This is a genomic window from Bartonella sp. B39, assembly GCF_053795145.1.
The window spans coordinates 1588574-1614447 of sequence record NZ_CP200036.1 but is presented as its reverse complement, the minus strand read 5'-3'; the positions used below and the strand labels follow the sequence as shown (position 1 = coordinate 1614447).

The 25874-nt window shown below is 37.9% G+C and carries 19 protein-coding genes, 1 tRNA gene and 1 pseudogene; 5 read left to right on the top strand and 16 right to left on the bottom strand.

Annotated features, from left to right (window positions below):
- Window positions 1–9 precede the first annotated feature (9 nt).
- The 6 genes from dut to V4P57_RS07315 form a co-directional block, all read right to left on the bottom strand.
- Window positions 10–564, bottom strand: coding sequence for a dUTP diphosphatase (gene dut / locus V4P57_RS07340; protein WP_455465901.1), 555 nt, complete (start codon window positions 562–564; stop codon window positions 10–12).
- 146 nt (window positions 565–710) lie between these two features.
- The gene (locus tag V4P57_RS07335; RefSeq protein ID WP_455465900.1) at window positions 711–1526 is read right to left on the bottom strand and encodes a VIT1/CCC1 transporter family protein; all 816 of its coding nucleotides are present in this window, start codon (window positions 1524–1526) and stop codon (window positions 711–713) included.
- 920 nt (window positions 1527–2446) lie between these two features.
- Window positions 2447–2833, bottom strand: coding sequence for a hypothetical protein (locus V4P57_RS07330; RefSeq protein WP_455465899.1), 387 nt, complete (start codon window positions 2831–2833; stop codon window positions 2447–2449).
- A gap of 1250 nt (window positions 2834–4083) precedes the next feature.
- Window positions 4084–4608, bottom strand: a complete 525-nt coding sequence (locus tag V4P57_RS07325; protein ID WP_455465898.1) for a type II toxin-antitoxin system PemK/MazF family toxin — start codon at window positions 4606–4608, stop codon at window positions 4084–4086.
- 1215 nt (window positions 4609–5823) lie between these two features.
- Window positions 5824–6396, bottom strand: a complete 573-nt coding sequence (locus tag V4P57_RS07320; RefSeq protein WP_455465897.1) for a disulfide bond formation protein B — start codon at window positions 6394–6396, stop codon at window positions 5824–5826.
- 12 nt (window positions 6397–6408) lie between these two features.
- Window positions 6409–7017 carry a YqaA family protein gene (locus tag V4P57_RS07315; protein ID WP_455465896.1) on the bottom strand — a complete coding sequence of 203 codons (609 nt, stop codon included), beginning with the start codon at window positions 7015–7017 and terminating at the stop codon, window positions 6409–6411.
- Between the two features lie 196 nt (window positions 7018–7213).
- Between V4P57_RS07315 and V4P57_RS07310 the strand changes: the two genes are divergently transcribed.
- Window positions 7214–7298 (top strand) — tRNA-Leu (locus tag V4P57_RS07310).
- A gap of 1613 nt (window positions 7299–8911) precedes the next feature.
- Here the strand turns inward: V4P57_RS07310 and V4P57_RS07305 are convergent.
- The 10 genes and pseudogenes from V4P57_RS07305 to V4P57_RS07260 all read right to left on the bottom strand — a co-directional run bounded on the left by V4P57_RS07305 (window position 8912) and on the right by V4P57_RS07260 (window position 20406).
- Window positions 8912–9898 (bottom strand): outer membrane protein, encoded by a 987-nt coding sequence (locus tag V4P57_RS07305; protein ID WP_455465895.1) that lies wholly within the window; start codon window positions 9896–9898, stop codon window positions 8912–8914.
- 247 nt (window positions 9899–10145) lie between these two features.
- The gene (locus tag V4P57_RS07300) at window positions 10146–10364 is read right to left on the bottom strand and encodes a hypothetical protein (protein WP_455465894.1); all 219 of its coding nucleotides are present in this window, start codon (window positions 10362–10364) and stop codon (window positions 10146–10148) included.
- Complete coding sequence (locus tag V4P57_RS07295) at window positions 10345–10563, bottom strand: hypothetical protein (protein ID WP_455465893.1); 219 nt, start codon at window positions 10561–10563, stop codon at window positions 10345–10347. Before V4P57_RS07295 ends, V4P57_RS07300 begins: the two co-directional genes overlap by 20 nt.
- A complete protein-coding gene (locus V4P57_RS07290) occupies window positions 10496–10723 on the bottom strand; it encodes a hypothetical protein (protein ID WP_455465892.1) in 228 nt (75 codons plus the stop codon). Before V4P57_RS07290 ends, V4P57_RS07295 begins: the two co-directional genes overlap by 68 nt.
- Window positions 10720–11382: a lysozyme gene (locus V4P57_RS07285; RefSeq protein ID WP_455465891.1), complete on the bottom strand. Its 663-nt coding sequence runs from the start codon at window positions 11380–11382 to the stop codon at window positions 10720–10722. Before V4P57_RS07285 ends, V4P57_RS07290 begins: the two co-directional genes overlap by 4 nt.
- 1499 nt (window positions 11383–12881) lie before the next feature.
- Window positions 12882–13820: a YopJ/AvrA family T3SS effector serine/threonine acetyltransferase gene (locus V4P57_RS07280; protein WP_455465890.1), complete on the bottom strand. Its 939-nt coding sequence runs from the start codon at window positions 13818–13820 to the stop codon at window positions 12882–12884.
- Window positions 13821–14271: 451 nt separating this feature from the next.
- Window positions 14272–15228 (bottom strand): annotated as a pseudogene (locus tag V4P57_RS07275) (YopJ/AvrA family T3SS effector serine/threonine acetyltransferase).
- A 443-nt stretch (window positions 15229–15671) separates the two neighbouring features.
- Window positions 15672–16631 (bottom strand): YopJ/AvrA family T3SS effector serine/threonine acetyltransferase, encoded by a 960-nt coding sequence (locus V4P57_RS07270; protein WP_455465889.1) that lies wholly within the window; start codon window positions 16629–16631, stop codon window positions 15672–15674.
- A gap of 485 nt (window positions 16632–17116) precedes the next feature.
- A complete protein-coding gene (locus tag V4P57_RS07265) occupies window positions 17117–17968 on the bottom strand; it encodes a YopJ/AvrA family T3SS effector serine/threonine acetyltransferase (protein WP_455465888.1) in 852 nt (283 codons plus the stop codon).
- A gap of 1892 nt (window positions 17969–19860) precedes the next feature.
- Entirely contained in the window at window positions 19861–20406 is a 546-nt protein-coding gene (locus tag V4P57_RS07260; RefSeq protein WP_455465887.1) for a hypothetical protein, read from the bottom strand.
- A gap of 1696 nt (window positions 20407–22102) precedes the next feature.
- Here V4P57_RS07260 and V4P57_RS07255 point away from each other — a divergent pair.
- The 4 genes from V4P57_RS07255 to V4P57_RS07240 all read left to right on the top strand — a co-directional run bounded on the left by V4P57_RS07255 (window position 22103) and on the right by V4P57_RS07240 (window position 24685).
- Window positions 22103–22417, top strand: coding sequence for a hypothetical protein (locus V4P57_RS07255; RefSeq protein WP_455465886.1), 315 nt, complete (start codon window positions 22103–22105; stop codon window positions 22415–22417).
- 859 nt (window positions 22418–23276) lie between these two features.
- Entirely contained in the window at window positions 23277–23585 is a 309-nt protein-coding gene (locus V4P57_RS07250) for a hypothetical protein (protein WP_455465885.1), read from the top strand.
- A gap of 132 nt (window positions 23586–23717) precedes the next feature.
- On the top strand, window positions 23718–24089 hold the full coding sequence (locus V4P57_RS07245; RefSeq protein ID WP_455465884.1) for a hypothetical protein: 372 nt from the start codon (window positions 23718–23720) through the stop codon (window positions 24087–24089).
- A gap of 233 nt (window positions 24090–24322) precedes the next feature.
- Complete coding sequence (locus V4P57_RS07240; RefSeq protein ID WP_455465883.1) at window positions 24323–24685, top strand: hypothetical protein; 363 nt, start codon at window positions 24323–24325, stop codon at window positions 24683–24685.
- Window positions 24686–25874: the final 1189 nt, after the last annotated feature.

Below are 25874 nucleotides of genomic sequence, written 5' to 3'. Positions count from 1 at the left end.
GAATGCTGTTTAAATTTGCCCTGTTGAACCAAAACCACCTGCTCCCCTGCTTGTGGCATCTCGACTTTCTGCATTGCTTTGGGTATTTTCATTTTGCTCTATAGCGCAAACATTGACCCGAATAACCGGTGCGATGACCGTTTGTGCAATGCGCATGCCACGCTGAATGGAAAAGTCTTCTTGCCCCAAATTGATGAGGAGAACTTTTACTTCGCCACGGTAATCGCTGTCAATTGTTCCGGGCGTGTTCAAACATGTGATGCCGTGCTTTAAGGCTAAGCCAGAGCGTGGACGTATTTGTGCCTCAAAACCGGGCCGAAGGTGGAAAATGAGACCCGTTGGAATGAGTGCGCGCTGCCCCGGTGCAAGAACCACCGTTTCTTCTTCACAAAGTGCTGCTCGTAGATCAAGCCCAGCAGAGCCCGCTGTGGCATAGTGAGGAAGTTCTAAACCTTGTCCATGCTCAAGACGCTGGATCGATAAGGTTATTTGTTGTGGAGGGCTAGGAGGAAATGCATTCAACGAAGAGGGGTTCTTTTGGCTGTTCAGGTGCATGGAAGGCATGGTCAAAGCATCTCCAAAATAGAAAAAACAAACACAACTCTAACAGAAGATTCCATTTGAAACAAGCAGCGAAAAATCTATAGACGAGGCGATAGTTCTCGCTGCTTGTTTTGTATGGTACATGCTTATTTTTCATGCTGTTTGGTTTAAATACTGCCAATGAAGATGCCCGTAGCAAAAACGAGCGCTCCGCCAATAATAACCTGTAACGATGCACGCCAAAAAGGTGTCGACATGAATCTATTCTGAATCCAGACTATAGCCCATAGTTCAAAAAAAACAATGATACATGCAATAACTGTTGCGACGTAAAAAGAGTTGATTAAATAAGGAAGTGCGTGACCTAACCCCCCCAGCGTTGTCATAATGCCGCTAGCAAGACCTCTTTTAAAGGGAGAACCACGGCCCGATAATTTGCCGTCATCATGGGCTGCTTCTGTAAAACCCATCGAAAGACCTGCGCCAATTGAAGCTGAAAGCCCTATCAAAAAGGTTTGATACGTATCACCTGTTGCAAAAGCCGCAGCAAAAATAGGGGCAAGAGTAGAGACAGAGCCATCCATCAAGCCTGCAAGTCCAGGTTGAATCCATGTCAAGAGCATTTGTTGGTGTTTTTTTGAAGCATTTTTCGTGTCGTTATTTGTAACAGCTGATGTTTTAGGTGCCGCTGTTTTGGAGACTTTGTTTGTTACAAGAGCAGGATGATTACATAACGACCCTACAGCTCTTGCACGATTGCCACAGGAAAGGCAAAGAAGCTGCTTATAATTCTCAAGTTCGTGCATACCCATTGCTGTAAAAATCGCTGCTTGCTCAGAGGAGTAAGGTTTTAGAGCTTTCGCATACTTTAAATAGAGAGCTGCACGTTGTTCTTTTGCTTTGAGCGCTTGAATCATCACTTTTTGTGCCGAACGAAAAGATAGAGCTTTGCGTTGTAAAAATGAAAAAAACGATCTCAACATTTTCTATTCCTTGAACTTTAGAATAATTCTAAAATATAGAATGAAAAAAACGAAAGTCAATCCAAAATTTAAAAGTTGGTAAAAAATAGTGTTGAGAAAAGAATAACGTTGGTGCGTAAAAATTAAGAAAAATTACGTGTGGGAAGTGATAAAATGTGGTTATGAAAAAATGGTGTTGTTTGTATTCGAAGACCATATTAGTCTATATGCTAGGAAAGCGTGTTGAGGGATTGTGCTGGGGGAGCTCTTTCTCCCTAAAAACAGTATTGATAAGGACAAAATTCAAAGAGTCATCATGACAGAACTGTATGTAGCTCGTATGGGCATATATATCTCTGATTTTTAAAAACAGCGTATTTGTGTTCGTTGACTGGAAGTATGGTGGATAACAGAGGAAGTCTTTTGTGTGAGACAGGGTTTCGGCAATAATATTGGTCGAATAACAGCAAGAGACTTTTTGTGATAGACATTGTGTGAGCATCATAATAGCTACCGTAGAATGAAAGAGCTAAGCTATGTAACAAATTACTGATAAATTCTCTCCATCGTTGTGAAACAGCGCTGCTGCATAAAGTTGTGTGCCTGAATTATAAGATAGAGTAGCTAAAAGTGCAAAACGCTGGAGGATGTGTTTTTGATTCTTGCAACCTATGAAGCTATTCCAACATGCGTATCCTACACCAGAAAGAAAAAGCTATCAATTTTACTCTATTATCACTCAAAATACCCTCAAACATTGTTCAATTTATCGCGTTGCATTTGTATGAATACAGCTGATTAAATTTTATTCATCATGTAGAGTGGGGAAAGTTAACGATATTAATTGAATATAAAAAACATAAACTGTAATTCAAATTACAGTTTATGTTATTAAATATCAAACAAGTTTACTGTTTAAACAGCATCAAGTGAAATGTTGTTTAGGTGAGAGCCCATGCGCTGTGCATAAAAGCATCAAACGTTCTTTGACTCAATTTACGAGAGGGGTCCGGCTTTCTAGAAAAGAAATATGCAAAATACGCAATAAGACCCCAAAGAGCTGGTATAAGTATCGCCGAAAATTCTACCTTTATAACACCTTCTTTAACATCTTGTTCAGTGCCTTGTTTAGTTCTCTGTGTTGAAATATAATCCATAACCATATTAATAGCTTTAACAACTTTTTTTTCTTCTGACATTATAGAAATAGAAGTAAAATTAGAATTTTGAGAATGATTACTCAAATAATAAGCATTAGCTTCCAAAATCTGTGAAAAGAAAAAGGCTATTGTAACAATATATAACGCAATTTTTTGAAATATTTTCATTATAATGATCCCAATGTAAAAGATTTAACTAAAAAAGTTTTTTTATTGCACCCTTTAAACAAAACAAAAAACACCGTGGCATCCCATGATGCATAATTTCATTATGTTTATTAGATGTTGTTAATACAAAATGTTTAATTGTACATTTTGTATTATATTTGTGTAATTTCCATAGTTTATTGATTCTGTCAACTTTTCAATTTTGGTTTTTAACTTAAATTATAAGGTGTAATTTTTTTGTTAATTTAGAAATAACTTTAAACTATGTTATTGTTTTTATTATATTTATTGTATAATCTGTTTTAGTGCATTAATAAAGTAAATTCTATATTGTTAACATATATTTTTAAATATACAAAATGTATTTTTATTGTGGTGTAAATGACATATGATATGCATGAATTTTTCAAATTCCATAGCATTTCTATAAAATGCTTTGAATCAATGATGCAATTTTTGAGATATATTGCGGTGTGAAGTAATCGTTTTATGTTATATCGTAAAACACTATTTTGGGGTGTGGTGATGTAAGTTCTGTGTTCATTGTTATAGTTATCAATCGGTTATCATATGATAGGTAAACTAATATTATTCAGATTACATAAGTATTGCTTGATATCTTTACAGAAATTGATGTCTTCAAAAATGGATGGAGCATTCTATGTAGTCTTAAGAAATTGAATCATTAAATGCTCTTTACTATATTTTTTTCAAAAATGTTGGATTTTGCATCCGCTTCATCCGAATTGAGGGAAGTAAATAAACAAATTGTAAGGTTAAATATCCTTTGGTGGATTGAGTGATTGAACATTTCAATAGTGCGAAGAACAAGAGATTATTTGTTATGCCAAATTATGAAAATATTTTTTCAATCTTGGAAAAATATTCCTATTGCGGAAAATCATATAAAGCTTAAGCACAACGGCAGCACGATTTTTTGTGCAACAAAATGATAAATATGTATAATATCTCGGTAATCTCAATGGGAAATTTTACCGGATCAACAGTATGGATATTGTCTTCTACCTACCCCAAATCGCAGATATTTAAAAACAACAACGCTGAAGAATGAATGCTGAATATGTTTTAGGGAAGGTTGCAAAAAATAACTAAAAAGCTCTCAAAAAAATACCAAAAACGACGAAAGGAGCGGTTACCCACTCCTTCGTTCCTATCTCCCCTTGCGGGGAAGCGGCCACCACTACTGATGCCGTGTATGATGATATATATACACTTATTTTTTTCAAAAGTCAATGGTGTAAATGCGGTAAATGTTTGAGCATCAGAGCTACAACTTTATGAAAATCTTCGCTGGATAGTCTTGGAACGGTATGTGAGCAACTTAAACGACTTACGGAAACTGTTGTGACATAATTGCAGATAATCCAGGCTTTTTTATTCTCTATGGGAGATTGTAGTGGATACGCAGCGGGATTATTGGGTTGTGATTTCGTTGAAAAAGGCAAAACTGTCACATTTCCATATAATTTTGCATTCTTAGAAAGCACTAAAACAGGCCGTTTTTTCCAAAATTCAGGTAGTATCGAATCATGAGGAAAATCACACCAAAAGACTTGCCTGATGCGTGGTGCCGATTTGATTCGTGGTTTTATATGAGGTGGTTTTTTGTAAGGAGCATTTAAATCTCCTTCTCTTATATGATCGCGCCATGCATTATGATCATGTTCCATCATAACACATGGTTCTTCAAGTTTTGTCATATCGAAGGAAATCGGTGACAGGGTAGAAGGCGCTGTGTTCTTATCTTCAGTCATGGCAGACCATTTATATTTATCGATCCCCTCACTTATTGTTTTACGGCTTTTCTATCACGAGTTTTTATCAAAATATTGCCCATAAGTACAGAGAGGTGAAACCATAAAATGGATGTATCTGCTTATTTTTGTATTTTGAGTACAAGGCTAGAAGAGGGATTTTGGTGAATGGTGAGTTGGTGGTGACTGGCTGGTGGTTGATTTGGTGGCGGGTGGGTTGGCTTTGGTAACCAGTTTTGGGTGATGGCTAGGGGGAGGTTGTGAGAGGAGGCTTGTTGGTGAATGGTGAGTTGGTGGTGACTGGCTGGTGGTTGATTTGGTGGCGGGTGGGTTGGCTTTGGTAACCAGTTTTGGGTGATGGCTAGGGGGAGGTTGTGAGAGGAGGCTTGTTGGTGAATGGTGAGTTGGTGGTGACTGGCTGGTGGTTGATTTGGTGGCGGGTGGGTTGGCTTTGGTAACCAGTTTTGGGTGATGGCTAGGGGGAGGTTGTGAGAGGAGGCTTGTTGGTGAATGGTGAGTTGGTGGTGACTGGCTGGTGGTTGATTTGGTGGCTGGTGAGTTGGCTTTGGTAACCAGTTTTGGGTGATGGCTAGGGGGAGGTTGTGAGAGGAGGCTTGTTGGTGAATGGTGAGTTGGTGGTGACTGGCTGGTGGTTGATTTGGTGGCGGGTGGGTTGGCTTTGGTAACCAGTTTTGGGTGATGGCTAGGGGGAGGTTGTGAGAGGAGGCTTGTTGGTGAATGGTGGGTTTGTGGTGACTGGCTGGTGGTTGATTTGGTGGCTGGTGGGTTGGTTTTGGTAACTAGTTTTGGGTGATGGCTAGGGGGAGGTTGTGAGAGGAGGCTTGTTGGTGAATGGTGAGTTGGTGGTGACTGGCTGGTGGTTGATTTGGTGGCTGGTGAGTTGGTTTTGGTAACTAGTTTTGGGTGATGGCTAGGGGGAGGTTGTGAGAGGAGGCTTGTTGGTGAATGGTGAGTTGGTGGTGACTGGCTGGTGGTTGATCTGGTGGCTGGTGAGTTGGTTTTGGTAACTAGTTTTGGGTGATGGCTAGGGGGAGGTTGTGAGAGGAGGCTTGTTGGTGAATGGTGAGTTGGTGGTGACTGGCTGGTGGTTGATTTGGTGACTGGTGGGTCGGTTTTGGTAACTAGTTTTGGGTGGTGATTAGAGGAAGGTTGTTAGAGAGAACGGGTGCATGCGGTCTCATTTTTACTTTATGGTTAGAGTTCTTTATTGCTTGAAAGGAACCCTTTTGAGGCAACATAAAAACTAATAAGCATGCAAAATAGGCTGGCAACGACATTCCAACCAGCAAATGAGAGAAAAAGAAAGCGCACGGATGCCTCAGAACAAGAAGGAGGATGGATGTTGTTTAACAGATTGAACAGTTGATTAACGTCTGTTGTTTTTCTTATCGCGTTTAAACCACAGCTGGGGGGGGCTGGCCAAAAGCCATATTCAATACCTGCATGATATACTGCTAAAATAAAGCTGATGGTCATTAGGACAAAAACGCATAAAAATAAAAGCTGCACCCTAAAAAACATGCGAAAAAACCACGCTCCAAAACCAGCTAAAAGCAAAAATGGCAGGGCACCGTAATACGGAAAACGCTCAATCAGGCATAAATCACAAGGAAGATATCCTCCGATATGTTCAAAACCGAGTGCTAACCCTATCGTGCTTGATAGGCAAAACGCTAAAAAAAACGCCCATAAACTCAGCTCTTTACTGCTTGGTTTACAATAAAAATGCTTCTTAAAAATATTTTGAGAAGACAAAATGCGTTCCATTGAGCATATTCCTTAAAATAAAAAGTGCTTGTTCACAAAAGCTATGAAAACGCCATAAACAAAAAGGAGAGTAACACAACAAATCAGGATAATCCATTTCAAATGACGGGAAAGAAAATTCATTGCTTGTTGTCCAAATCGTTGAATGAGCCACGCAAGCAGGTAAAAACGTGCCCCCCTAGAAAGAATACAGATGACAATGAAAATTTCAATACGTACACCCATAACACCTGCCAAAATCGTGACAATTTTTATAGGGGGAAGGTGAAAAAAACCTGAAGTGATCAATAAAATGATAAGAAATTGCAGTGTTGCACTGTTTTTTAGTGCTTGAAAACTTTCAACCTTACCGTAAAACTCTAAAATCGGCTTAGCAAGTGTATCATAGGCAAAATGCCCAATAAACCACCCGGCTATTCCCCCCAAAACAGAACATATAGTTGCAATAAAGGCATAGCGATAAGCCCTTTTGGGATAAACAAGTGCCATCGGGATATATAAAACATCTACCGGAATTGGAAAAACAGAACTTTCAATAAAGGCAATAAATCCAAGCCAATGGGGCGCTGTACGCCGCTTTGCTAAAGAAATCGTCCAAAGCTTTAGTTTGTTTAATATCATGAGGACTTTCATAAATCTAAGAAGTAAAAACTTTACAAATTGTTCTCCATAAATCCTATGGAACAAACTTTTCACAAAATCAAAGAGACAGAAATAATACAGATTCTTAAAAAACAAGAAATCGAGTGTTGACGAATCTGTCCTTCTTCATATAGTGCAGAGAGACAATGGACAATTTTGTCCTTTATGACAGCGTGCGGGTGTGGTGGAACTGGTAGACGCGCCAGACTCAAAATCTGGTTCCGAGAGGAGTGTCGGTTCGAGTCCGACCACCCGCACCACTTCATGAGTTTCTCCCCTTATTTCCAGTAGTTTGTTTGGTAGGCTGTAAAGTGTTGTCCTTCAAAACGATCATATAAGCCAAATCTAGAGATGCTAAAATACAATATTATTTCTATTTGATTGCGATTTTATTTCAAATGAGCCAAATATATAAGAAAAACAATAATCGTTGGGATATCAATCCGATGCAGGAGAAAAATATGTTCATGGAGTTGATGTTGAAGCATCATAAAGTTCATATAATCCACACAATCTGTGTGTGTGCTGTGTGACAAAATGCAAAGTTGAAAGGGGGACAATATCCAGGGCAAGTGTTGTTCGGTGAGCCTATGAGGTGACGAAATAAGCGACAAATAGGAGCCTTCTTTAATGGAGGCATCACCTCTATACAAAACAGAACGACATTTTGTTACCACTTGACGTACTTGTTTTAAAGAAATCTCTCTTAATGTTTGTGAAGTACATCTCCTGACAGTGCTCGGTGAATGGTGTAACGGTAATATCTATAAGACACTGCCATCTCTACTTATGCAAGGTACAAGCTGGTATCATCATGACCTGTGCTCCTTTGCAATGTTACGACTGATCTTGTCTTGAGATGGTTTATGAGAGGGATTTTTTACTTCTTCCTTAAACGGTTTTTATCAATATACCCACTTTGTTTGTGAGGGCAAGCTTGTTTTAAAGAAATCTCTTTTAATGTTTGTGAAGTACATCTCCTGACAGTGCTCGGTGAATGGTGTAACGGTAATATCTATAAGACACTGCCATCTCTACTTATGCAAGGTACAAGCTGGTATCATCATGACCTGTGCTCCTTTGCAATGTTACGACTGATCTTGTCTTGAGATGGTTTATGAGAGGGATTTTTTACTTCTTCCTTAAACGGTTTTTATCAATATACCCACTCTCTTTGTGTGGGCAAGAGAATGGTTTTGATTGATTCATTATCAACAGTGATAAAATGAGGAATTCTACAATATGTCAGACTCTCCTTCAATTTGTAAAAGGATGATTTATTATTATAAATTAATGTATTGTGCTGATGGAGATAGTATTTTATTCTCACTTGGTGGAAGAAATTTGCGCCTTTTTGAGCAAGGAGAAGGGAAAATTTCGAAATTAAACAACTTGTCGCTTTTTGTAAGGATTTTGCTGTATTCTCAAGTGAGATTATGATTTAGAGAAAATAACATCAAGACTCTTTTTTGTAGCAATCATAACAAAATAGAGGAAATTTGGTAATTTCATTTATTGTTTTTGCGGCTTTTGCTTAAGCTTACGAAAGGTAAGTAGAAATAACATCTCCATAATTTGAAATTGTTAAAACTACTTCTCCCCACACAGTGGAAAATTAGTTACATAAATCTCCATGACAGTGATTTTTTTAAACAACCGTACGATATTTCATATCAGTCATATTTATTTATATAAGAACAGTGTGATAAAAATTTTTTATAGCATAACGTAAAAATAGACTTTCTTTCTCGTGCAATCGTACAAATTTTATTTCTTGTTCTCTTTTACGCCTTGAGGAGCGATATTTACACTGTGAGAAAAAACAAAAACCCTGTTAAAGACAGGGTTTTTAGCAATTCAATCTTGCAGTGAATTAAAATTTGTAGGCAAAACCAACACGGAAATCATTAGTTTTGTAGTCAATTTCAAGGGTATCTTTCTCAAATATCTTTTTACCAAAATCTGAATAACGATATTCTGCACGCAAAATAATGTTATTGGTCATTGCAAAATCAATACCGCCACCGAATGTATAGCCAACCATTATTTTTGTTTTGTCAAACATATTGCCAGAAGCTAATACAAGGAAATCTTCTTGTGATTTTGCTAAAAGTGATACGATATATTGCATCTGAGCATAGGCAAGGCCACCCGAAATATACGGCATAACATAATCAGAAGTAAAGCCAAGACGTATGCGCATAGCACCCGACCATTTTTCTTTTAAAGTGACACTGCTTACAATACGATGACCAATATCGAGTATGGTTTCATCAGGAGCATTAGGCTTTGTGATCGAAATATTAGCTTTTTGAAATATTGTATTAATAGAACCCAGCTCGTCAGCATTTCGAATTTTTGTTCCATTATCTATCTTTGTATCTTTTTTACCAGAGAAGATTACGTCTGTATCAAAACTGAGAATAAAGTTACTTCCTATATCAACATTAGATCCTCCGTAAAGACCTGCCCTGTATCCTAAAGGCTTGGGTAATAAATCTTTATCAATCCAAGCCCATTTTCCAGTAGTAATATCTTCAGAGTAATTTAAGGTACTTGTACTTGAGAAACTACTAATCTGCCCTCCAAGGTAAATCCCTATCCAAGAAAAAGGTTGGGTAACAGTAATCTTTGAATAATCTAAGTTTGGTGCTGGATAAATACTACTGGAAGCTGCTCGTATTGGATAAACATCACTGGAAGCTGTTCGTATTGGATAAACATCACCGGCAGCTGTTCGTATTGGATAAACATCACTAACAGATTTTCGTACTGGATAAACACCACTAGCAGCCGCTTGCACCGGAGAAGCGGTAATTAAAATAGCAACAAAAATCGAAACTAAACGTTTTGTATTCATATGAACACCTAATTTATTTTCAAATAGGTGGATCATTATGCATAATTTAATTTAAAAAGCTATAGCTATATAAAAATAAAATACTATACGAATTTTATTATTGCAAGAAATTGGAGATTTTCTCAAGCTTGTTTGTGGTGACAGTAAACACAATCAATGCGTTATATTTTTCAAGCAGTTTCTCGATATTTTACTTAATGTCTTTCTATGCTTGAAGAATGCTCCTTAATATACAATGGATAAATATCTAATTTTTTGAGAACCACTGTTTTAAATGGGCAAAGACATTGTCTATCGCATCCATGAGGCGTGCAAAGTCAAGGATCAACAAAAAGATAAAAAATGTTATCCACTTCATCAAGCGGGACATCATTTTTACACTTTGGTAGGTAATGATTATTTCTTGAAGCATTTCTTTTTCTGCCTCCGTAAGCTCGGTGCGTTTTTCAGTTTTTCTTCTGTCCATGTTTCCACCCACACAAGCGTCCACCCTGCTTATTATGTTTTAATATTTCTCTTGCTAAGTGTGAACTGATGACATTCAAATCTTGCTGGCTTAAATAAATGGGAAGCCAACCTATACAAGAAGAAGCATATTTATTGATCGTGCAACCAGTCAGAGAGCTCAGTGCGCACATCAGTATCACTTTTTTGATTAATTTCATTTTCTACCTCAAGTCGTGTTGTTGCTGCCTTTAAAGAATTCTCTGTTTGCTTTTGCTGTTCACTCTTTTTTCCAAGAGTGAAAGCTTTTGCTAAAATCATAAAAAGAGCGGCTAAAGCCGCTCCTATTAGCATCAGATTTTTTTTCATCCACCAGATCATAGACGATGCTCCTGAAAGCGTTTAGCAACAAATAAAATACCAGCACAGGCGGCTAAAACCATAATGGTGGCCAATGCCCATTGAATTGGACCATTGCCTGCTAACAAACCACCAAGCCCAGAAAAAGAGCCAATAATCGGAGCAAGTGCTTCGGCTTTGAAAACTCCCATTGATTGTTTGCTCTCCACTGTTTGATAATTGGAAGAAACATAAGCACCTTTAGCCCATAACCCTGCTTCTGCTGCGCGACGGTGTACAAGACCTTGAAGACGCTTACCGCCTGCTTTGGTCCATTTCTGTAGCTCTGCAGGGACAGCTTCATATTCACCTTGATTGAGCTTTTTTAACAGTATCGAATTACAAAAAGCTGTTGTTCCTATATTGTAGCAAAACGACACTAATGCCGCGAATTGTTCATCCGTTAATGAAACTTGAACTGCCTGTTCAACAGCATTCTCAAATTGTCTTAAATCTTGACAAAGAACATTTTCGGCTTGTTCTTTAGTGATTATCATGCCTTCATGAACAAAGGGTTTTCCAGCAGTGCTTGTATGTCCATAACCGATTGTCCACACACCAATGGCATCTTTATAGGCATTCAAACGCAACCCTTCCCATTGCTTAATCATTGCAAGTCCTTCTTTTGATATTTTTCGCATAAACTCCTCCATAAAAAAACCTCATATCAAGCGAGGTTGGCTGACATCTTAAAAACGAACTTTCCCCTGTCCTTCAGTGATCAGAAGAGAAACTTTCATGAAACCACTATAAATTGGTTGTGGGTGCTGGCTGGGTTGGTGTGTGGATGGCTGGTTAGTGCGGTGTTGGTGGATTGGTGCTGATGGCGATAGCTGGGTTGGTATGTGGATGACTGGTTAGTGTGGTGTTGGTGGATTGGTGCTGATGGCGATAGCTGGGTTGGTATGTGGATGACTGGTTAGTGTGGTGTTGGTGGATTGGTGCTGATGGCGATAGCTGGGTTGGTATGTGGATGACTGGTTAGTGTGGTGTTGGTGGATTGGTGGCTGATGGCGATAGCTGGGTTGGTATGTGGATGACTGGTTAGTGTGGTGTTGGTGGATTTAGTGGTGTTGGTGGATTGGTGCTGATGGCGATAGCTGGGTTGGTATGTGGATGACTGGTTAGTGTGGTGTTGGTGGATTGGTGCTGATGGCGATAGCTGGGTTGGTATGTGGATGACTGGTTAGTGCGGTGTTGGTGGATTGGTGCTGATGGCGATAGCTGGGTTGGTATGTGGATGACTGGTTAGTGCGGTGTTGGTGGATTGGTGCTGATGGCGATAGCTGGGTTGGTATGTGGGTGACTGGTTAGTGTGGTTGGTTGGTGCTGATGGCGATAGCTGGGTTGGTATGTGGGTGACTGGTTAGTGCGGTGTTGGTGGATTGGTGCTGATGGCGATGCTGGGTTGGTATGTGGGTGGCGATAGCTGGGTTGGTATGTGGTTAGTGCGGTGTTGTGGATTGTGGTGATGGCGATAGCTGGGTTGGTATGTGGGTGACTGGTTAGTGCGGTGTTGGTGGATTGGTGCTGATGGCGATAGCTGGGGGTTGGTATGTGGGTGACTGGTTAGTGCGGTGTTGGTGGATTGGTGCTGATGGCGATAGCTGGGTTGGTATGTGGGTGACTGGTTAGTGCGGTGTTGGTGGATTGGTGCTGATGGCGATAGCTGGGTTGGTATGTGGGTGACTGGTTAGTGCGGTGTTGGTGGATTGGTGCTGATGGCGATAGCTGGGTTGGTATGTGGGTGACTGGTTAGTGTGGTGTTGGTGGATTGGTGCTGATGGCGATAGCTGGGTTGGTATGGGTGGAGATTGGTTGATGCTAGGGAGCTAGAGAAATTCTAGGCGTTTTTAAAAGCATAAGTGGAGTCTATGCTTTTGCAAAAATATTGAAGTTTTACCTCTTCAAATTGATATCTGTTTCCTTTAAAAATACCTTAGAATTTTTGATATAGCTTTAGAATATGCTATTTTTTGAGATAACAGTCATGTTTTGCTTTAGTGCGCAAGGAGCTTACATTGTTTGTATTTAAAAATTAAAAGCAAATGAATTTTCATATGAATGGATTTAATCCATGAAAACTTGAATGGAGTGTTTAATTCCCTTCCGCATATTGGAAAAAACGTTAAAAGCACCATCATAACTGAAGGACAGAATTATATTCAGAGATCCTTTTTCTATGTGGGGAAATAGAGAGTGTTTTATTTTCCGGTGTTACTAAGTTCTTACCAAATCTTTCAGTAAGTGTTTCGCCTTTTTTGTTTATTTTTTCATTTTTAGCTATCGGATTTGACTCAAGATATTGTTCGAGACGCTTTCTACCTTGCGTGTGTTTGTAAAAGCTCGTTGGAAGATATTTATCTAATTCAGCAGAAGGTAGGGGCGTATTGGATTCGCATAACATACCACTCATGTTATCGTTGTGCATTCTTGTCAATTTATCAGCTTCGCAATACAGCTTTTTAGCAAGAGCTAAACTAAATATTCCACATTCAGAGGGGCTTCGTTGAATATCCATTTCACCCATAGAAAAATGACAATTAGGCAATTGATGCTCTTGAAGGGCTTGTCTTGTTCTTACCCCTAATATCGTTGCACACATATTATTCATAAATGTTGTGGATTCAAACAATATCACGGACGTTTCGTTTGCAATGGTTCTATGGTCAATCACCGCAAAATGGTTTCCTCTTTCCTGCGTGTTTACTATATATCTAGAAGATTTAATTCCACTCTCGATAGTTTCTTTTAGTGAGAGGATAAAGTTGTGAGGTGTTAACGCAAACTTAAGATGCATTCCTGGGTATTTAAGGTTTGCCTGCTCGACGAGGGCAGGCATCATTTTAAGATCTATGTCTTCATAATCGGCAATGATCCAATAACCACTGATGATATCATTTTCTAAGGTTATAATAATATCTTTTAATTTGTTAGGGCTGAATGGGATCTTTCTTTCTTTTTCGATGTTGAGTTGCTCTAAATTTGCAGAAAGATTGTCTAACAATTCATTTGCGTTCTTACTCTCTTGCGTTTGCGATGAGCTACGAGCTGGGCTTTTTAAATCTTGCGGCTTCATAATATAAGTTTCCATGCTAACATTTTGCATGGGACGCTATCTGTGTATTCTGGCTGAATAATGTTGTAATCTTGATTTTTTCTTCTTGCTTTGCCTTGAAAAAATGAAGGCGTCTTTCATTAAAAAAGACCTCTAAAGCAAGATGAGAGGCTTCTTAGAAACGCTTCTGATCATTCTTTGCATCTTCAAATTTGCAAAAAATTGTGAAGGGCTTAAGTGTAATTGCATCTTTCATCTTGATGTTTTAAAATAAACTTTCTTCTTTTGTCTATATGGTCTCAACTTTTTTGTTATGACAGTTTGAGCTCAGCTTAAAATTTCAGTTTGTTTGTATTGTTTGTGTTTTACATATCAAAAAAGTGAGTGCATTTACCAACATGAACGGATTTGCCTCATGAACCGGAATGCAGTGCTTCACTTCCCCTCCACATATGTGTAAAAATATTCAAAACTACAGCATCAGAGATTTATATTCAGAGACCCTTTTCTTGTGTAATGAAACGGAGACAGTTTTTTCCTCTGTTGTCACTAGGTTTTTCTCAAACCTCTCACGAAGCGTTTCACCTTTTTTGTTCACTTTTTCGCTTTCAGCTGCCGGATTTACTTCACTATATTCCTTGAGGCGTCTTCTACCTTGCGTGTGTTTGTAAAGGCTCGGTGGAAGATATGGATCCAGCTTATTATGAGAGAGAGTTGTATTTTTTTCGCATAATACGCCGCTTATATTTTCCTTGTGCATTTTTGTCAATTTATCAGCTTCACAATGCAGCTTTTTAGCAAGCGCTAAACTTATTATTGAACATTCAGAGGAACTGCGTTGAATATCCATTTCTACCATGGAAAAATGACAATCAGGCAACCCACGTTCAATGGTTAGGTGTAGTCTTACCGCGAGCAAGAGCGCTACCTCACTATCGGTCGTGGCAGGTTCAAAAGCTATTAAAGACGTTTTGCCATCAATGGTTCTATGATCAATCACCACGGAATGGATTCCCCTGTCCGTCGTGTTCACTATATATTTGGAAGATGGAATTCCCTTATCAATTGCTTCTTTTATTGAAGAGATAAGGTCCTCAGATGTTGTAATAAATTTGAGATTTAATCCTTGATATTTGTGATTTGCTTTCTCTATCAGAACTGGCATCAGCTTGATATCCGTATTTGCATAATAATAATCGCCTTTGAGCCCGCTCTCGTCCACAATACCACGTTCCAGCTCTGCGATAATATCTTTTAACTGTTCGCGACTGAATGGGATCTTTCTTCCTTTTTCGATGTGGAGCTGCTCTAAATCTGCAGAAAGATTGTCTAACAATTCATTTGCGTTATCAGCTCCTTTTGTTTGTGATACATCCTAGGCTGTTTGTGATGAACTATGAGCGGCATTTTTTGAATCTTGTGGCTTCATAACATGAATCCTTATGTCAGTGTTGGTAGTGCTCTTCCCAGTTTTAACAATTTTTGTCAGAAGACTTATTTACAATAAAACTGTATGATTCTTAAGTTATTAATTCTCGTGTCCGGTGCATCTTTAAATCTGTAAAAAGTGAAAAGCTTGAGGGTATTATTGGAAACCTCATCTTGATGTTTTAAAATGAAAGTTTTTTGCTCTCTTTCCACTTATCGTGCTTTTATCGCTATGCAATAGCGATAAAATTTTGAGGGTGTTGACGTATCTGTTTTAGAATAATAGCTCAACTCTCATTTTAAGAGGTAAACCGCTCTTGCGTTGCTTGCATTTTACCAATCAAAACAAGAGACAAATTTGTCGACATGAATTAATTTGCCATCACACGCCAATTTGAATGCAGCACTCCATCTGCTATGTATAGCAGCAGAAATGTTAAAAATTTACATCATCAGAGATTTATATTCAGAGACCCTTTTCTTGTATAATGAAACAGAGGCCGTTTTTCCTTCTACTTTAACTAAATTTTTCTTAAATCTCTCTGAAAGAGTTTCTTGTTTTTTGTTCACTGTTTCATTTTCAGCCCCAGGATTTGATTGGAGATAGTCCTTGAAACGTCTTCTACTTTGTGTATGTTTGTAAAAACTAGCTGGAAGATACGTATCTAATTTATCATAAGATAAAAAATCACCCGGTGCACATAACATACCGCTAATGTTATCTTTGTGTATTCTTGTCAATTTATCAGATTCGAGATGAAGTTTTTTGGCAAGAGCTAAGCTCAATATTCCACATTCAGTGTGGCTTCGTTGAATATTCATTTCCGCCGTAATAGAATGACAATTAGGGAATTTTTGCTTTTGAATGGCTATTTGTGTCCTCATTGCTAGTAATGAGGATATTGGAGTATCGATATTTGCTGGTTCAAAAAGTATCAAGGACGTCTGGTCACCAATGGTCCTGTGATCGAGCACTGCAAAATGAATTCCGCTCTCATTGATGTTAAGGATAAATTTGGAAGATGGAATTCCAGCATCAATTGCTTCTTTTATTGAGAGGCAAAGGTCTTCGGGCGTCATCGCAAGTTTAAGATTCATCTCCGGATATTTACGTTTCGCTTGTTCTACCAGAGCTGGCATCAGTTTAAGGTCTGTGCTTGCATAATGGTAGTTTTTTCCGATCCAACTTCCATCAGCAATGTCCTTCTCTAAGCGGGTAATTATCTTTTCTAATTTCTCATGATTGAATGTAGTCTCTTCTTCTTCTCTAGTGTCGGTTGTTTCTAAACGCGCAAGAAGATCTTCTAAGGATTCATTTGCGATATCAGCTCCTTTTGTTTGTGATACATCCTGGGCTGTTTGTGATGAACTATGAGCGGTGTTTTTTGAATCTTGTGGTTTCATAATGTTAATCCTTATTTATGTTAGTGTTGGTAGTGCTTTCTTCTCTCATTGAAAGGAAAAGTGATGAAAACGCCTTTCTCAATTTTGACAATTTTTGTCAGAAGACTTATTTGAGATGAAACTGCATGATTTTTAAGTCATCAATTCTCGTGTCCTGTGCATCTTTAAATCTGTAAAAAGTAAAAAGCTTGAAGGTATTATTGGAAACCTCATCTTGATATTTTAAAATGAAAGTTTTTTGCTCTTTTTCCACTTAATTGTGCTTTTATCGCCATGCAATAGCCATAAAATTTTGAGGGCACTAACGTATTTGTTTTAGAATAATAGCTCAACTCTCATTTTAAGAAGTAAACCGCTTTTGCGTTGCTTGCACTTTACCAATCAAAACAAGAGACAAATTTGTCGACATGAATTAATTTGTCATCACCCGTCAATTTGAATGCAGTGCTTCATTTGCTACGCATACCGGCAGAAATGTTAAAAATTTACATCATCAGAGATTTATATTCACCTATCCTTTTTCTATGTGAAGAAACAGAGACTGTTTTTCCCTCTACTGTAACTAAGTTCTTTTCAAACCTCTCAGCAAGAGTTTCGCCTCTTTTGTTCACCTTTTCATGTTGAGATTCTGGATTTGATTTTACATATTTCCTAAAACGTTCTCTCCCTTGTATGTGTTTGTAAAAACTAGCTGGAAGATACCGGTCCAATTGTTCAGATTGTAAAGGAATACCTAGTTTGCGTAATACACCGCTTGTATTATCTTCGTGCATTTTTGTTAATTTGTGAGCTTTGGAATGAAGTTTTTTGGCAAGAGCTAAACTAAACATTCCACATTCAGAGAAACTCCGTTGAATATCCATTTCTGCTGCGGAAAAATAAAAATTAGGTAATTGACAAGTCTTAATAGTCGCTTGTGTCCTTATTGCCAGCATCTCTGACGTCATACTCTTGAAAGTTGTGGGTTCAAAAAATATTAGGGATGTATTTTTTCCGATCGTCCTGTGATCGATTACCGCAAAATGAATTCCTCCCCCCTTGATATTAATGATAAACCTAGAAGAGAAAATCCCATTTTCAATATTTTCTTTTACTAATCGAACAAATTCGCGAGGTGTCAGAGCCAGTTTAAGATTCAAGCCTGAATATTTACGGTTTGCTCGCTCTATTAGAGCTGGCATCACCTCAAGATCCATTTCAGCATAATCCGTTTTTATCCAATCACCACTAGCGATATCATTTTCTAAGCCTGCAATAATATTTTTTAGTTTTTGGTGGTCAAATGGGAGATTTTCTGCTCTGGCAGCGCTTTGTGAGCGTCCAGGAAGATTTTCCAATGATGTATTGGCGCTCTCAGTTTCTTGTGTGTATAATAAATCACAGCCGGTCTTTTCTGAGCCTCGTTGTTTCATAATATTAACTCACATGTTTTAACAATCAGTATTAAATCATTTTCGTGACTAATATAAAATTGTGTTTAAACATTGTTTTTTGTGTTTTTTAATATTGGATAAAATGTGTTGAGGTTCTCTTTTAGATGTAAGCGATTTTTATAAGAGCGTTTTTCGAACCAGTATAATTAGGTCTTTTAGTGGCAAAAATTCTAGTGTTGACAGTCTATTCAAATCTATCAGTTATGAGCAGCTTAAGTGCGTTGGCAAATTTATCTCGGTAGTGAAATATGAGAGATTTGTCAGATTTTTTCACTTGATTGCTGCTGTGATTGATTTCAGGATCGTATTGGGAAAGTTTTGCCCTGAATATCCTGTTCAAATTTATGCTTTATGATTAGGAATAGAGTAAGCAGATGGGATGAAGCGATTGTGGTGGTGGCTTCTGATGATGAACTGATATTGCAGATATGGTAACGTATTTTACGAGTGTGTCAGGTTGGTGTTATAACGGTTATTGTTTCTCTCGTACTTCTTTGGTTGAGGCAGAAAAGAAAATTAAATAAAGCCAATATTGTATTTCTCACACACCCATCTCCATTGTTTTAAAGAACAATGCCTATAATCTGCAGAAAGTCTATATTCTATAGGGAGAATGATGGAAATATGTGCACAAAAAAATACACCCCGCAACCGTCATTAAATACTATTTTCTATACACTGTCAATAGAAAAATATAATCTTACATTTTTTATTTTAGCTCATCTGCTTTGTGGAGTGATGCTTGCTGTTTTTATCGAAAAGTCTTTTTAGATGCGGAAAACAATGACTTTTTTCTCTTTTGGAGAAGAAAAATATGGTGGTGCTAAGATAAAATTATGAAGTTGCTTGTTTTGATGTAGGAGCTTTCAGTGTTGGTGTTGGTGTTGGTGGGTGATGTTGGTGTTAGTGGGTGATGTTAGTGTTGGTGGGTGATGTTAGTGTTGGTGGGTGATGTTGGTGTTAGTGGGTGATGTTGGTGTTGGTGGGTGATGTTGGTGTTGGTGGGTGATGTGTGTTGGTGTTGATGTGTTGGTGTGGGTGGGTGATGTTGGTGTTGGTGGGTGATGTTGTGGTGATGTTGGTGTTGTGTTGGGTGATGTTGTGTTGTTGGTGGGTGTTGGTGTTGGTGTTGGTGTGATGTTAGTGTTGGTGGGTGATGTTGGTGTTGGTGGGTGATGTTAGTGTTGGTGGGTGATGTTGGTGTTGGTGGGTGATGTTGGTGTTGGTGGGTGATGTTGGTGTTGGTGGGTGATGTTGGTGTTAGTGGGTGATGTTAGTGTTGGTGGGTGATGTTGGTGTTAGTGGGTGATGTTAGTGTTGGTGGGTGATGTTGGTGTTAGTGGGTGATGTTAGTGTTGGTGGGTGATGTTGGTGTTGGTGGGTGATGTTAGTGTTGGTGGGTGATGTTGGTGTTGGTGGGTGATGTTGGTGTTAGTGGGTGATGTTAGTGTTGGTGGGTGATGTTAGTGTTGGTGGGTGATGTTGGTGTTAGTGGGTGATGTTAGTGTTGGTGGGTGATGTTAGTGTTGGTGGGTGATGTTGGTGTTAGTGGGTGATGTTGGTGTTAGTGGGTGATGTTAGTGTTGGTGGGTGATGTTGGTGAGGAAGGATCTTTTCTTTGCACTCTTTACGATTATTACGCTTCAATTGTGCAATAAATCTTCAGGTGTTATTTTATGAACAATAGACTATAATGCCCTATGTATGCGGCGTGATCACGTGAAATATTGGTGCCAGCTGTGCTTTCATTCGTGCTCGTTCTTTAAATAAAAAGCGGAAAAAAAACGGGTGTAAGTCTAACTTTCAAAGTATTTATGAAGTGCGTTAAGAATAATACGCAATGAACAAACCAGATAAGGAAGTGCTTGGTCTTCTACAACAAGATATTGTAACGCAGCATGAAAGTTATGTTGGCGATACAGATGTTGCGTTTCCTGAATCACTTCTTTCATGTTCTCATAGCGATCGGTTGCTTTTTGAATCCACTGTTTTTGTGCCTTTTCATCGGATGCGTGCGTAAAATCATCATAATAACCGTTTGGCAAACCTTTTGCACATAAATAGTCGTTTCTGATTTGTAGATATTGTTGCGCAGTATCATATTGCTCTTTACTGATGCCAGATACGTCCTGTTTACATCCAAGTAAAAAAAGACGTCCAATGTAGGAACTCGAAAGTGGATTTTTGGCTTCTTCTATGCTCAAACCAAAGTGTTTGGCACGCATCTCAATTGTCTGTTGAGGAGGCGGTGTACGGGGTTTTTGAGCACGTGAAATACGGCCATTTGGTTCTCTTAGTTTTCCTGTTATTCTCGGTCTACCGCGTTTTTTACGTATTTTCATGAACCTACCATTTGAATTAAAAAAATTGTCTGTTTAAAAAGGGGAAAGGTAAAAAGTACTTGAGAAAGTGCCCCCATTGAAACCTATAATAGAGGGAGAATGATAAAATAAGTGCTGGAGGGGTGTTTTGTTTCCCTCAAGTTAAGAGCAACGTTCCGGCAATGGCAAAATAATCTTTGTTACAAGTTCTTCACCAACATTTTTACTTGTCATTTATAGCAGACCATTTGCCCTCTATAGAAATTTTCAAATTTGTGGAAAAATTGAAGAGTCATATTTATCAAATATGAATGAAAAAACACAACGGCATCGCATCCTTTAAATAGAAAGCAGAGTGTTTCCTGAGGCCTTGTTTTATTTGTTTTTTTGTTCGATGATATTTTGTAGAAGTCTTCCAGTTTTGCTTGAGAAGCAACTGTTTTGTTATTTTGTACCGTACTAACAAGCTTGATGCACATCACTTTGTTAAGCATATCTTTGTATCCTTTTTAGAGGAAAAATTGTCATATTTTGAACAGAATATATCTGAAAAAAGAAAACCATATCTCCTATTATAATACCACAATAGAATTTATATTTTCAAATAAAATATAGATAATATATTGTTAATACAATATTACTTACAAAGTTCGTGAGAAAATTATTCGGGTTTGCGAATTCTTTTTATTGGTCTTTTCTTTATTAAATATCTCCTTTATAGAGAGCAGATGTAAACTTTTTTCTTCTTTTTTGAGGTGCTGTAAAAATAAACCTATCATGAAACTGTTCTAAAATGAGAGGATCGGATAATAAAAAGGGCTGTTCTTTCTTTTGCGTAAATATTTTTTGCGAAAGTCTGTGTAGCCATATTGAAAATAAGCCATGCAGCTTTTTGATGTAAATTTTGAAAGTAAGGCTTGAAAATTTTACAGAGATTGATACACACATTTTCAATGTATAAAGTGATCAAATGCCTCAATATCTGTGTTGATTGATTAAGTTGTGAAGAGCTGTCGCATTTTCTGCGCTGCTTTTTTGGTAGTAGATATAAATTCTATAGTGGTGTATGGCCTTTTTCTTATAAATGTTCATGTGTGGGAGAAAGAGTGAGAACACTTTAAGCAGGCCTTCACGCTGGTTGGTGCATGTAAAATATTTAAAGAGTGGGAGGAGTGAGCATGACCATAGACAAATCACAAAATGACACTCTCCAAGGTGATACGGCTCTTGTATCATAGGAAATGTGTGGGAAATAATCTCGGCTTTTTTCTTTCAAAAAGGTATTGTTTTTCTCAAAAAAAGATTATGTCATTATTTTCTGCATAACGTTCATAATATTGGGATTGGCTATTGCTATAGGATATACTCGACCTCTGGAATTTTTTCACGTTATATCCAAGAAACAGTTTCAAGAAATGATTCAGGGAAGTTTTTACAAAACGATTCTGGAAAATTTTAAAAATTTAATCTTGGAACAATTTTATTTGGGTGAACTGTCTATGACAGAATTGTTGCGTGCTGCTGGGTGAAATGGTGTTTGGGCTTATAGATCTACCATTGTGCAATTGATTTTGGGAATTCCTATCACACTCTTTCCAATCATTTTTCTCTTCCATTTCATCTTGAATTATGAATTGAAAGAAATGGTCCAGCAATTGGAAAAATCGCCCGAGCAGCACGATGCAATTCCTTCATAGAACAGGATAGGGAGAGAAAAATGGATATTTTGATAGTATTGATTGCACTAGTATCCGTTGTATCAATGGCTGTGATGGGTAGCGTGGGAAATATTTGTGATTCTATGGCAATTGTTGCAGTTTATTACTACTTTATTAAGCGTCTTATCCGTGCACGAGCACTTTCCAAAACCCTTAAGAAATTAAAAAATGGCGTGACACAGCTTTTGAATGGTTATGAGAGGGAAGAAAAGGAGCAGGGATCAACGTTTGACACGAGAGCTTATCTCTCGTCGTTTAAAGAATCCCTGGTTCTTTCACAAAGGATTATAAAAGAATATTCATTTTCTGTTTGAGTGTGTTTGTCCTCATATTCATGCCCTTTATCGTCTTAGCCTTTATAGAGGGACAAAAGGTATTTCAGCAAGGAATGGGCTTAGAACAGTTGATGAGTAGTGGGCCTGTATTATTTACTGTGTATGCGCTGTTCTCTATGTTAGTATTTTTGATCGTGGCATTTGTTTCTTTCTCCTTACCAGTGATTTTAGTGCTCTATGGTATACTTAATTAGAGTGTGAAAAAGAGAATGAAAAAATTGGAAAATTTTATTTAAGTAGCAGCTCTATCGGTAAGTATACAGAATGTAAGAGGGGAAAAGTGCTTATTTTTTTTAGGATCTTGTAGTCTTCTAGGACTCATCATCATGGCTATTTTAGTTGGTATATTCTTCATCTTACCAGTGATTTTAGTGCTCTATGGTATACTTAATTAGAGTGTGAAAAAGAGAATGAAAAAATTGGAAAATTTTATTTAAGTAGCAGCTCCATCGGTAAGTATACAGAATGTAAGAGGGGAAAAGTGCTTATTTTTTTTAGGATCTTGTAGTCTTCTAGGACTCATCATCATGGCTACTTTAGTTGGTATATTCTTCATCGGGCTTCATTATTTTTTCATCAAGCGTGTAAGATTATACTTCAATATGCTTGAAAAACTGAAAAAGAACGCAATCCATCTATTGGATTCTTAGCAGAGGGAAATTACAGAACAAAATTCAGCATTTGATACAGCTGTACTTGCTTTTCGGTTTAAAGAATCTTTGTTTTTTGCCAAGAGAGTTGAAAATAATCTGTGTTATTTCTCTTATCATGGTGCTTTTAAGTACCGCCTACCATGTGGGGTGAAAACCAGTAGCTCAGCAGATTTCGTGAAGAAGAAGTGCACGAAGAGCCTCGTGATGAAAAAACTTTCACTATGGAAAGTGCAACAGCATTGTTGAAAATTCTGGGGTGGTCGGTGGAAATTAAGGAAAAAGGTGATCATCTTGCGACCTATCATTTACCAGATCGCGAGGTGCAATTTCTTTATAATGATGAGAAAGTAAAGAAATACCATAAATTTGATTGCGGACTTGTGATCACAAGGGGCATGCTTGTTGCTGCTTGCAAAACTTTTAATCCTTATAATTCTAAAAGTTTGCCAGGTTTACAATTGAACTTTGTGGCTAAGGGATTAGAAATTTTTTAAGAAAAGGTGTGTGCGGGGAGCTTAAAGCAAGAGCTTGATGAATCTTTAGAAAAGGCTATGAAAACTGTTGACGTTCGTGAAAAGATTCATGCTCATTGTGGTACACAACCTTAGGAAAAAAATACATTACTTTTGGTAAAAGAGAAATCCAAGTTTATCTCTTATGATTTGAGGCATCTTGCGATTCTTGCCTTGCTTGTTTCGATTCTTGCCTTGCTTGGTGATGTTGAGACCTTGAAATCTTACAGAAAAAACTTTGCAGAAGATGATCGACTTGGCTTTGAGGAAGGCATCGAAAAAGTCCATCTTGAACGGCCTGTGGTGGTGGTGGCTCAAGAAGGGGCAAGGGCAAAGAAGCCCAGTTATGATTTGCTTGAGCAGGTTGCAGTGGTTTTCTTTCCTCAAAATACAGTAAAACTTATCAATATTTCAGAAGCAGAGACCCGCAGTTATGCAATAGAGAGTGATTCCCATAAAAAATTAGTCGAAGAGAAAAAACAATAATTAAGGAAACAGGGCTTCGTTGTTTATGAAGAGGAAATGATGTATGAAGTCGATGAGGAAAATTATCGCCACGATATTCTCTTTATAGTGGATGGGAAATTGAAGTTTATGGATATAAAAGTGGGTGCTTAAAGCAATCAATTGTTGAGAAAAATTAACAGCTCCTTTATATAGGATGAAGAATAGGTTAGAAACCTAAAAACAATGAAGAGTAAACAAAAACAGGGGAAAAAATGAAGGGGAAAAATTCAGCATCTTATAAAGAGTCACATTCTTTTTCATGTAGAGAGCCATTGGTTTTTTCTTTGAAAAATTACAAAATAGTCTTACGCAGCTTTTTTATAATGTTCTGCGTATCTTCCATCATGATGGTTTTAGAAGTTCCTGCTTGTGCAAAATCCTTGGCACAGTCGTTGCAGGGATGGAGTGGTGTGGGGCATGTTATTTTCTTCCTCCCAGTTTTAATTTGGCTTTGTCTTTTTACACCTTTCCCTATCCTTTGGGGAATCCACAGTATTCGAGAACGTAAATTGAAAAAAATGGTTAAAAAAGTAGAAGAAGCAACTAAACAGCAAGATCAATCGGATAGAGGATGAGTGCTCTGGGATCAGAAGCCATGATTCTTGTGGTATCGTTCCTTTTTTATGTTGCTCAGTGTCGTGGTTTTTTCCATTTTGGTCAATATGATAATCATGACGCCTTATTATTCTTTTATTAAGCGTTGGGGGATGTATTATAGGGTGAAGAAACAAAACGCGTGATGAAAAAGCATCCACAGCGATTTTGTGATCTTGAAAGCAATGAGAAAAAATGGGGCCAGAATTCAGCTCTAGACACAGAGGTAAGACCCTTTGTCTTCAAAAAAACTGTTCAAAAAAATGATCGCTTTTTCTCGAAAATATGATATCACTCTATCCTAAATCTCTTCCATCATTATGACTTTCAAAGTTTATGTTTATAATCGCTTTCCTTAAAAATATGGGTGATATAGGACAAGTGAGAATTGTGAATGCTGCCATTTCTTTTTCGCTATTGGCTTTTATTTAGGTATGTATTCCAGCAACGGTTCTTGTTATTTTTATGCTCCGTGCAATATTAACTTCTCAGCTGAAAAAAAAGATCCAGCGGGTAGAGGAATTAATCCGATCACAAGATAAAGCCGTTCATCAAGAAAATGTGAGAGGGTGAAAAATGGATCAGGTGATGACAGCTGAGATTATCATGATGAAATTAATCTGTCTTTATGCCTTTGGTGGGAGTCATTTTAATATTTTTTAAGTGTAGAAGTTGTTGCGCTGTATTATTCTTTTCTCAAGAATTTGCGTGCGTACTACAAGGTGATGAGACAATTATCAAAAGCGCTGAAAAAGAGTATGTAATGCTTGAGTTGTTGTGAGGGAAAGAGAAGGGCGAAAAAAGACAGGATATTTGAGAGGCAAAAGGGAAAGTTTTGTGGAGATGATCCTTTATGTTTTCTTAAAAGGAGGGCTTGTTGCGCTTCACACCATGAAAGAGTGTACAATAAGGCGGTTTTTGGAAATGGAGAAAGCAAGGGAAGAGCAATGAAGAAGAATTTCGCATTTGATAAAGAACCGCGCTCTTTTTCATTCGAACAAGCGTTTCTTTCAATGAGAGATTATATCGTTATTTGTTTGTTTTCTCTCATCCTTGAGTTTTGCAGAAAGATCCTTTTGGGGCCAATCTTAGCAGAGTGGAAGCCCAACGTGTGGGAAGATAGTACTCTTTTGTCTCTGTCTATGTGCTGTTAGAAGTTATAGCGGTGTG

Bases quoted from the DNA above. Each gene is read 5' to 3' on its own strand.
- V4P57_RS07315 (WP_455465896.1), bottom strand. From the start codon at position 7,017: ATGATATTAAACAAACTAAAGCTTTGGACGATTTCTTTAGCAAAGCGG.
- V4P57_RS07335 (WP_455465900.1), bottom strand. From the start codon at position 1,526: ATGTTGAGATCGTTTTTTTCATTTTTACAACGCAAAGCTCTATCTTTT.
- V4P57_RS07305 (WP_455465895.1), bottom strand. From the start codon at position 9,898: ATGAATACAAAACGTTTAGTTTCGATTTTTGTTGCTATTTTAATTACC.
- V4P57_RS07295 (WP_455465893.1), bottom strand. From the start codon at position 10,563: ATGAAATTAATCAAAAAAGTGATACTGATGTGCGCACTGAGCTCTCTG.
- V4P57_RS07260 (WP_455465887.1), bottom strand. From the start codon at position 20,406: ATGAAAATACGTAAAAAACGCGGTAGACCGAGAATAACAGGAAAACTA.
- V4P57_RS07280 (WP_455465890.1), bottom strand. From the start codon at position 13,820: ATGAAGCCGCAAGATTTAAAAAGCCCAGCTCGTAGCTCATCGCAAACG.
- V4P57_RS07325 (WP_455465898.1), bottom strand. From the start codon at position 4,608: ATGACTGAAGATAAGAACACAGCGCCTTCTACCCTGTCACCGATTTCC.
- V4P57_RS07285 (WP_455465891.1), bottom strand. From the start codon at position 11,382: ATGCGAAAAATATCAAAAGAAGGACTTGCAATGATTAAGCAATGGGAA.
- V4P57_RS07270 (WP_455465889.1), bottom strand. From the start codon at position 16,631: ATGAAACCACAAGATTCAAAAAACACCGCTCATAGTTCATCACAAACA.
- V4P57_RS07255 (WP_455465886.1), top strand. From the start codon at position 22,103: ATGGATATTTTGATAGTATTGATTGCACTAGTATCCGTTGTATCAATG.
- V4P57_RS07320 (WP_455465897.1), bottom strand. From the start codon at position 6,396: ATGGAACGCATTTTGTCTTCTCAAAATATTTTTAAGAAGCATTTTTAT.
- V4P57_RS07330 (WP_455465899.1), bottom strand. From the start codon at position 2,833: ATGAAAATATTTCAAAAAATTGCGTTATATATTGTTACAATAGCCTTT.
- V4P57_RS07300 (WP_455465894.1), bottom strand. From the start codon at position 10,364: ATGGACAGAAGAAAAACTGAAAAACGCACCGAGCTTACGGAGGCAGAA.
- dut (WP_455465901.1), bottom strand. From the start codon at position 564: ATGCCTTCCATGCACCTGAACAGCCAAAAGAACCCCTCTTCGTTGAAT.
- V4P57_RS07290 (WP_455465892.1), bottom strand. From the start codon at position 10,723: ATGATCTGGTGGATGAAAAAAAATCTGATGCTAATAGGAGCGGCTTTA.
- V4P57_RS07240 (WP_455465883.1), top strand. From the start codon at position 24,323: ATGAAGGGGAAAAATTCAGCATCTTATAAAGAGTCACATTCTTTTTCA.